The following is a 7960-nucleotide window of genomic DNA, read 5'->3' as shown; positions in this document are numbered from 1 at the left end:
TTCAGTTTCAAAAGAAACCGAAACCCTCCAAACAGTGAAGCTGACACCAAATCATCGGACCGAAACCCTATTGGCGCGATATACAAACGTCCTGATCCATCGAACTGAACCAAACCGCCCACATATCTCTTCAGATATTAGCAATGTAAAAGAGCTAGAGGCAAAAAATCTCGGACCGCATCAAACCTACGATGCAACCCGACTTCTCAACCTCGGTATTCCTTCAGCATCCAGACCTCCAAGGCAGCGCCTCATCGTTCCGTCTGCTTCACCGTGACACCTGAGCGCCGCCGGTGAAAAGGCTTCTACGGAGACCGTCGGAGGGCCGCAAGCAGTTTTTTACGACCCAACGCACTTTTTTTGGAACTTCAGGAAAAATTAAATAATACCAAAATCTTAAGGGACTCAAAAACTACGGCCGCCACCTCTGCCCGCCCCTAGGCCCAGCGTCCGCGCTGAATTTCAAAGCAACTCCGTAACGCATGCAGCAGCCACAGACACAGAATGTTGCGGTGAGGGGATCGCGCGGCACTATTGCTTACCGTTTTTGGAATCGCTCGGTAAGTTGCGGGTCGCATCGGCACCGTAGAGCCAATCGTATCCTCGGAGCGGCAAGCCGGGTGCGATCCGCGCGATCAGGCGAAGTCCAGCGTGTGCGACCTCTCGTTTCGTCCCCGACAGATGATAACGATCCGCATTGCCCTGCGCCGCCGCAAGGGCCCGGGTCACGCGCGGCCGCCGTCGCCGCTCCCACTCTACCGGATCGGCCCAGTAGTGCGCGACAGTCCACGCATCCTCCAATGCCAAGTTCGCCCCCTGCGCCAGAAACGGTAAGGTCGGGTGGGCCGCATCGCCGATCAAAGTACAGGCATCGCGCGTCCACCGTGCCGTCACGCCATGATCCATCAGCCCCCAAAGATGCGTTTGCTCGACCCGGTCCAGCAACGCACGGATCGGACGGGCGTAGCCCGCGAAGGCCGCGCGCAGATTATCGGGATCGTCGGCATGCGACCAACCGGCGGGGACCCAATCCTCCCGCTCCTCGACTGCCACGATGTTCATCACGGTGCCATCCCTCAACGGATAGCACACCAAATGGCGTCCGGGCCCCATATGCACCTGCGCTTCCGTGGGCGCATCGGCGACGGGCACAAGTGCACGCCAGGCAACCTGACCTGTGAAACGCGGCGCGTGGTCCGGCACGACGAAGGCGCGCGCAATCCCGCGGGCCCCATCGGCCCCGACCAGGCGATTCACCGACCGGACTGTCCCGTCCCTCAGAACGACAGTCCGCGCCCCTGCCCCGATTTCGACGACCTGACAATTCAATCGGATTCTGATGCCAAGGGATGCGGCCCGACTGGCCAACGCTTCGATCAGATCGGCCCGGTGCACCATTCGGAACCCCGGGCCGACCGGCATCCGGATGACGGATCTGCCACGGGTGCCGTCGATCAGGTGGACCGCTTCGCTGTTCAGGGAAAGGGGAGTCACACCCAATGCGTCCAGGACGCGACCGCCATTTGGCGCGATCTGCAATCCGGCACCGACCTCCGTCAACGCGGGGGCCTGTTCGATCACCTCGACCGACTGGCCTTTTGACGCGCAGGCGATGGCGCAGGCCAGCCCGGCGATACCGGCCCCCAGAACCGTGACGTCCGGGGGGTCGGTCAAATCGTCAGTCGTCGCGATGGACCTTCTCGCGGCGCTCGTGCTTCTCTTGGGCTTCGACCGTCATCGTGGCGATGGGGCGCGCGTCGAGACGCTTGAGCGAGATCGGCTCGCCCGTCTTCTCGCAATAGCCGTATTCACCTTCGTCGATGCGGCGCAGGGCCGAGTCGATCTTGGAAATCAGCTTGCGCTGCCGGTCCCGGGTCCGAAGCTCCAACGCTCGGTCCGTCTCCTCGGAGGCGCGGTCAGCGATGTCGGGAATGCTGCGCGCCGCGTCCTGCAGACCTTCAAGCGTGCGCTCGGTCTCTTCGAGCAGGTCGGTCTTCCAGCCATTCAACTTGCGGCGGAAATATTCTGTCTGCCGCTCGTTCATGAAAGGCTCGTCTTCGGCTGGCTTGTAATCGGATGGAAGAAAAGTCTCGGCTTTCATTGTGGTCGCTCCCTTATCCCGGTCCCGAAGGTGTTTGCTCCCTTCGCACGGCCCGGTCCGGCCCCTGATTACGCCGCGCTTACAGCAGGTCGTACGCCTTGTCACGCCCCCAACATGCGTCGGTTGCGGAGTCGTGAACGACTGCTAGGGTGCCCGGCGGATTGATCACGGGAAGGATACGAAATGCGGTTCACCGGCACCGAGGACTACGTCGCGACCGATGACCTGACCGTCGCGGTCAATGCGGCCATCACCCTGCAACGCCCCCTTCTGGTCAAAGGAGAGCCTGGCACCGGCAAGACAGAGCTGGCCCGTCAGGTCGCAGCCGCCCTGAAGGTGCCGATGCTCGAATGGGCGGTGAAATCCACGACCCGCGCGCAGCAGGGGCTGTACGAATACGATGCCGTTAGCCGTCTGCGCGACAGTCAGCTTGGCGATGATCGGGTCCACGACATCTCCAACTATATCCGCAAAGGCAAACTCTGGCAGGCGTTCGACGCTGATGAGCGGGTCGTTCTGCTGATCGACGAGATCGACAAGGCCGACATCGAGTTCCCCAACGACCTGTTGCAAGAACTCGATAAGATGGAATTCCACGTCTACGAGACGGGAGAGACCATCGCGGCCAAACATCGGCCCATCGTCATCATCACGTCCAACAACGAAAAGGAGCTGCCAGACGCCTTCCTGCGCCGCTGCTTCTTCCACTACATCAAGTTTCCGGACGCCGAGACGCTGGCCAAGATCGTCGAGGTTCATCATCCGGGTATCAAACCCGCCCTCCTCACAACCGCGCTGACGCAGTTCTTCTCCGTTCGCGACCAGCAGGGCCTCAAGAAAAAACCGTCGACGTCCGAGATGCTCGACTGGCTCAAACTGCTGCTGGCCGAAGATCTGAGCGCTGAGGATCTCAAGTCGGACCCTTCATCCGCCCTCCCCCGTCTTCACGGCGCGCTTCTCAAGAACGAACAGGACGTTCATCTGTTCGAGCGCTTGGCGTTCATGGCGCGCGGCGGGCGGTAGCGCTGTCCACCGACGCGACGTTCCGGGCGGTCGAACGCCCTCAACTGGCCGGCATGATCTTGTGAATTGGCATTCTCGTCTGCTTCCTCCCCGGCTTGACCATGATCGCGGTTCCGACCCGTCAGCTTGAAACGACCAGTGCAACCCGCCAAACGCCCGCTCCCCTGCGTCGGCTGATAACCTGCCCGCGGCCGACAAGACGGCTGGCCCGCGCCCCGTTTGAATGTTGCACGGACATGGCGGGTTTTCAGCGGTCTGCCCCATATGCGCCACATTGCGTGCCTAGGTTAACCACAAAGCACGAAGATGCGGGCGGTGAGACATGGATTCGGAAACAATCAGGCTGGCGCCTGTCACGGAACACGACCGTGACACATGGGAAAGGCTGTGGTCGGCCTATCTCGAATTTTACGGCACCACTCTTCCGCCCGATGCCTTCGACGCGGGCTTTGCCCAGCTTCTGGCCACCGACCCCACCGTCTTCAACGGTCTGATCGCTTGGGATGGCGACGATGCCCTCGGCCTCGTCCATTGGGTGCATCATCCTCACATGTGGCGGCGCGAAGGCGTTGTTTACCTGCAGGATCTGTTCACCGTGCCGCAGGCCCGAGGCAAAGGGGTGGCTCGCAAGATGATCGAAGCCGTCTATGCCGACGCCGATGCGCGCGGCGCACCCCACGTCTACTGGATGACGGCCGAGACGAACTACCAGGGTCGGATCCTTTACGACCGCATCGGCCGCCTTACGCCGTTCATCAAATACGAGCGCGCGGCCTGATGCTTCGACCCTTCGCCACGCTGGCTGTCATGACACTCGCGGCCTGTGCGCCGTCGGGCCTGACCCAAAAGGGCGGCACCCTGTCACCGCAGACGACGCGGGCGACAATCGCAACCGCGGGTCATGCCCTTCCGGCACCGCAAAGGTTTTCCGGCGCTCCGGTCGACCGTCTGCCTGTGCAGCCCAACGGCCAATTGGCCCGCGATTTCATGGCGCTGACGTTTCAACTGGAGACCGGCCGTCAGATCGACACCTTCACCCGGTTCGAGGGTCCGATCACCGTCGCGCTTGAAAACGCCAGCGGTGAACCGCTGCCGCCGACGCTGCAGCCCGACCTGACCGATCTGTTGGATCGACTGCGGTCCGAAGCCAAGATCGACATCCGCCCCGCAGCCGCCGGCAAGATGGGCTCGATCACCATTTCCGCCCTGCCCCGCGACACGCTGCAGCGCGTCGTCCCCGGTGCCGCCTGCTTCGTGGTGCCACGGGTCGCCGGGTGGACCGATTATCTCAGAAAGCGGTTCGGCCCCGACACCGATTGGACGACCCTGAAGACGCGCACCCGCGCGACCGTGTTCCTTCCCACCGACGTCTCTCCACAGGAAATCCGCGACTGCCTGCACGAAGAGGTGGCGCAGGCGCTCGGGCCGCTCAACGATCTCTACCGCCTGCCCCATTCGGTCTTCAACGACGACAACATGCACGTCGTGCTGACGTCTTTCGACATGATGATCCTGCGGGCAACCTATGATGCCGGCCTGACGTCAGGCATGACGCAGCAGCAGGTCGCCGCGCGCCTTCCTGCGATCCTTGCCAACGTGAATCCGCGCGGGCGCCTGGCCGATGGCGGCGCGATCGACGACGGCAATCCGGCATGGGCCAATTCGATACGCGGCGCGCTGCGCCCCACGGGATCCGCCCACGCGCGTCTGACCCACGCCAAGAACGCAGTCACCCTGGCGCAGTCGCAAGGCTGGACCGACGAACGCCTCGCATTTTCCCACCTCGCCCTGGGCCGGGCTGCCTTGTCGTCGGACAGCGACGTTGCCATCGCGGCATTCCTGCAATCGCAGGCCGTGTACGAACGTCTGCCCGGCACCGCGATCCACGCGGCACAGGTCGCATTGCAACTGGGGGCCTTCGCGCTGACCTCCGGCCAGGTCGAAGCCGCGCTCGGGATACTCGACGGGGCCATCCCGGCGGCAAGGGATGCGCAGAACGCGTCGCTTCTTGCCACGCTCCTCCTGCTCCGCGCCGAAGCGGCCGCCCTTCAAGGTGCTCCGGACGAGGCCGCGCGCATCCGCCGCGAGGGCCTCGCCTGGGGGCGCTATGCCTGGGGCGACAGGTCGCTGGGCATCCGCGCGGCGCAGGTTGCGAGCTTGCGTCCGGGCGCGTAAAGCCGGGCACATGTTACCACTTCTCACAGCCATCGCCGGGGCCGCGCTTGGGGCCCTTGTCGCCGTCCGCCGCAAGGGCAACGGCTTCGACATCGCGCAATATGCCGCCGTCTGGGCCGTCATCGGCTTCATCATCGGAATAATCGGCATCATCGTGCTGACGCGCATCTGATGTTCCTGCGCTTCTTCGAGACCCTGCGCGCCGCGGGCGTCCCGGTGTCGATGCGCGAACACCTCGCCTTTCTCGATGGCCTCGCCGCCGGTCTGGTGACCTACGATGTCGAAGGCTTCTACTATCTCGCCCGCGCCGCGCTGGTGAAGGACGAACGCCACATCGACAAGTTCGACCGTGCCTTCGCCGCAACCTTCGAAGGGTTGGAGAACATCTCGACGCAGGACATCCTGAACGCGATGGATCTGCCCGACGACTGGTTGGAAAAACAGGCCGAGAAGCACCTGACACCCGAAGAACGCGCCGAAATCGAAGCCTTGGGCGGCTTCGACAAATTGATGGAAACCCTCAAAGAACGTCTGAAAGAACAGCAGGGCCGGCACCAAGGCGGCTCGAAATGGATCGGGACGGCAGGCACCTCGCCCTTCGGGGCCCACGGCTACAACCCCGAAGGCGTTCGCATCGGGCAGGACAAATCCCGCCACCAACGCGCTGTGAAGGTCTGGGACAAGCGCGAATTCCGCAACCTCGACGACGGTGTCGAATTGGGCACCCGCAACATCAAAGTGGCCCTCAAACGCTTGCGCGCCTGGGCCCGCGACGGGGCGCACGACGAACTGGACCTCGACGACACAATTCTGTCGACGGCCAAGGCAGGCTATCTCGACGTAAAGGTCCGGCCCGAGCGGCGCAACGCGGTCAAGGTCCTGCTCTTCCTCGACGTCGGCGGCTCCATGGACCCGCACATCAAGGTGGTGGAGGAGCTGTTTTCAGCCGCGCGGTCCGAGTTTCGCACGCTGGAACATTTCTACTTCCACAACTGCCTTTACGAAGGCGTCTGGAAGGACAACCGCCGCCGCTGGAACGCCGTCACACCGACCATGGATCTTCTGAACACCTACGGTCCCGACTACCGTTGCATCTTCGTCGGCGACGCCTCCATGTCACCCTACGAAATCGCTTACGCGGGCGGGGCCAACGAACATTGGAACGAGGAACCGGGGCAGGTCTGGCTGGAGCGCGCGCGCGACAAATGGGCCTCGCACCTCTGGATCAACCCCCTGCCCCGCGCCCATTGGGATCACACCCATTCCGTCCGCATGATCCGAGAAATTTTTGACGATCGGATGGTGCCGATGACGCTGGAGGGGCTGTCGGCCGGTATGAAGCTGCTGACGCGCTAGCGTCCGACCCCTTCCAGCAGTGCGTCGTCCAGTTCGTCCCCATGAAGGACGCTGACATCCCCCGTAGTTTCGAGCACGACTGCGCGCACCTGGCCAAAGTGCATGACGTTCGCCTCACGAAGCTTCGCACGCAAATCCGCCATCGTGACCCGGGTCTGCGCCAGATTCTTCTCAAGAACCTCGCCATCCCGCATCAGGACCATTGGACAATTGTCCGACAACTCCTCGACCTGCTCGAACCGCGATCGCAGGTAACCGAAGATCCACTGCACGCCAAAAAGCGCGCCCATTCCCAAGATACCTTGCGTCAGCGTTGTCGTCGGGGCCACCACCGTCGCGGCAAGGATCGACCCGAATGAAACGGTCACCGCGAAGTCATAGGACGACATCTTGGAGAAAGCGCGCAGGCCAGCCATCCGAACGAATAGGACCATGATTGGCACCAGCACTGCGGCGTCCACGAAGTACGTCATCCAATCAGGCATATGTTCCCCTTTTCAGCAAGCGAACGCGGGCACCGGGTCGCAGTTCCATTCCATCCACACCGCCCCCATATTGTCTCCATGATCAAAACGCCCGCTCTTCTCCTCGCCGTTCTCTATGGTCTCGTCATGTGGCTCTTCTCCGCGTGGCGGCTCAAGGCGCAGATGGACGCGACATCCACGCCGCTCAAACACCCCGCGCTGGAGGCGGAGCTGCGGCATCTGGCCGACGTGCTGGAAGTGGAACGCATCCGCGTGAACATTCACGAGGTGGAGCCGGTCAACGGCCTTGCCGCCCCCGACGGCCGTATCTTCCTGACCCGTGGATTCCTGAACAAATACGACAAGGGGGAGGTGACGGCCCCCGAACTCGCCAGCGTCGTCGCGCACGAATTGGGCCATGTCGCCTTGGGTCATTCGCGGCGTCGCTTGATCGACTTCTCGGGCCAGAATGCGATGCGCGTCGTTCTCTCCGGCATTCTTGGCCGGTTCCTTCCGGGTATCGGCCCAATGGTCGTGAACGCGCTGACCTCTCTCGTGGCCGCACGCCTGTCGCGCCGCGACGAATACGAAGCCGACGCCTACGCCAGCGCCCTTCTGGTCAAGGCGGGCATCGGCACCGCGCCGCAGAAGACGCTGTTCACCAAGCTGGGCAAGCTGACCGGCATGGGTGGCAACGGCGTTCCCGCCTGGATGATGAGCCACCCCAGGGCCGAAGACCGCATCGCCGCCATCGAAGTGAACGAGGCCAAGTGGGGCACCTTGCCCCCCACCCCCTGATCCATCGGTCTTTACGCGCCCTACACCATCGGGCAGACCGACG

Annotated in this window: 10 protein-coding genes; 7 read left to right on the top strand and 3 right to left on the bottom strand. The window is 62.9% G+C overall.

Going from position 1 to position 7960, the window contains the following annotated elements:
• Positions 1–277 (top strand): hypothetical protein (locus JDO7802_RS18380; RefSeq protein ID WP_144430507.1); only part of this gene is annotated, 277 nt, incomplete at its 5' end.
• A gap of 254 nt (positions 278–531) precedes the next feature.
• Here JDO7802_RS18380 and JDO7802_RS04325 read toward each other — a convergent pair.
• Together JDO7802_RS04325 and dksA are read right to left on the bottom strand one after the other, a co-directional pair.
• On the bottom strand, positions 532–1674 hold the full coding sequence (locus JDO7802_RS04325) for an FAD-dependent monooxygenase (protein WP_055082899.1): 1143 nt from the start codon (positions 1672–1674) through the stop codon (positions 532–534).
• 4 nt (positions 1675–1678) lie between these two features.
• A complete protein-coding gene (gene dksA, locus JDO7802_RS04320; protein WP_055082897.1) occupies positions 1679–2101 on the bottom strand; it encodes an RNA polymerase-binding protein DksA in 423 nt (140 codons plus the stop codon).
• A 183-nt stretch (positions 2102–2284) separates the two neighbouring features.
• Here dksA and JDO7802_RS04315 point away from each other — a divergent pair, with 183 nt between their 5' ends.
• The 5 genes from JDO7802_RS04315 (at position 2285) to JDO7802_RS04295 (ending at position 6655) form a co-directional block, all read left to right on the top strand.
• Entirely contained in the window at positions 2285–3124 is an 840-nt protein-coding gene (locus tag JDO7802_RS04315; protein WP_055082895.1) for an AAA family ATPase, read from the top strand.
• A gap of 322 nt (positions 3125–3446) precedes the next feature.
• On the top strand, positions 3447–3902 hold the full coding sequence (locus JDO7802_RS04310; protein WP_055082893.1) for a GNAT family N-acetyltransferase: 456 nt from the start codon (positions 3447–3449) through the stop codon (positions 3900–3902).
• On the top strand, positions 3902–5299 hold the full coding sequence (locus JDO7802_RS04305; RefSeq protein ID WP_055082891.1) for a DUF2927 domain-containing protein: 1398 nt from the start codon (positions 3902–3904) through the stop codon (positions 5297–5299). Before JDO7802_RS04310 ends, JDO7802_RS04305 begins: the two co-directional genes overlap by 1 nt.
• Before the next feature lie 10 nt (positions 5300–5309).
• Positions 5310–5471: a hypothetical protein gene (locus JDO7802_RS18185; protein WP_187298094.1), complete on the top strand. Its 162-nt coding sequence runs from the start codon at positions 5310–5312 to the stop codon at positions 5469–5471.
• Positions 5471–6655: a vWA domain-containing protein gene (locus tag JDO7802_RS04295; RefSeq protein ID WP_055082887.1), complete on the top strand. Its 1185-nt coding sequence runs from the start codon at positions 5471–5473 to the stop codon at positions 6653–6655. Before JDO7802_RS18185 ends, JDO7802_RS04295 begins: the two co-directional genes overlap by 1 nt.
• Here JDO7802_RS04295 and JDO7802_RS04290 read toward each other — a convergent pair.
• Positions 6652–7140, bottom strand: coding sequence for a DUF421 domain-containing protein (locus tag JDO7802_RS04290; protein WP_055082885.1), 489 nt, complete (start codon positions 7138–7140; stop codon positions 6652–6654). The two genes, JDO7802_RS04295 and JDO7802_RS04290, sit on opposite strands and share 4 nt — an antisense overlap.
• 78 nt (positions 7141–7218) lie before the next feature.
• On the opposite strand from JDO7802_RS04290, the gene JDO7802_RS04285 reads away from it, so the two are divergent.
• Positions 7219–7917 carry a M48 family metallopeptidase gene (locus JDO7802_RS04285; RefSeq protein ID WP_055082883.1) on the top strand — a complete coding sequence of 233 codons (699 nt, stop codon included), beginning with the start codon at positions 7219–7221 and terminating at the stop codon, positions 7915–7917.
• Positions 7918–7960 lie beyond the last annotated feature (43 nt).

The organism is Jannaschia donghaensis, assembly GCF_001403795.1.
Lineage (GTDB): Bacteria > Pseudomonadota > Alphaproteobacteria > Rhodobacterales > Rhodobacteraceae > Jannaschia > Jannaschia donghaensis.
This window is presented reverse-complemented; position numbering and strand designations above follow the sequence as displayed.

What these genes read in the sequence shown, in the direction of transcription:
- JDO7802_RS04310 (WP_055082893.1), top strand. Translation starts at nt 3,447, where the DNA reads ATGGATTCGGAAACAATCAGGCTGGCGCCTGTCACGGAACACGACCGT.
- JDO7802_RS04285 (WP_055082883.1), top strand. Translation starts at nt 7,219, where the DNA reads ATGATCAAAACGCCCGCTCTTCTCCTCGCCGTTCTCTATGGTCTCGTC.
- JDO7802_RS04295 (WP_055082887.1), top strand. Translation starts at nt 5,471, where the DNA reads ATGTTCCTGCGCTTCTTCGAGACCCTGCGCGCCGCGGGCGTCCCGGTG.
- JDO7802_RS04315 (WP_055082895.1), top strand. Translation starts at nt 2,285, where the DNA reads ATGCGGTTCACCGGCACCGAGGACTACGTCGCGACCGATGACCTGACC.
- JDO7802_RS04305 (WP_055082891.1), top strand. Translation starts at nt 3,902, where the DNA reads ATGCTTCGACCCTTCGCCACGCTGGCTGTCATGACACTCGCGGCCTGT.
- dksA (WP_055082897.1), bottom strand. Translation starts at nt 2,101, where the DNA reads ATGAAAGCCGAGACTTTTCTTCCATCCGATTACAAGCCAGCCGAAGAC.
- JDO7802_RS18185 (WP_187298094.1), top strand. Translation starts at nt 5,310, where the DNA reads ATGTTACCACTTCTCACAGCCATCGCCGGGGCCGCGCTTGGGGCCCTT.
- JDO7802_RS04290 (WP_055082885.1), bottom strand. Translation starts at nt 7,140, where the DNA reads ATGCCTGATTGGATGACGTACTTCGTGGACGCCGCAGTGCTGGTGCCA.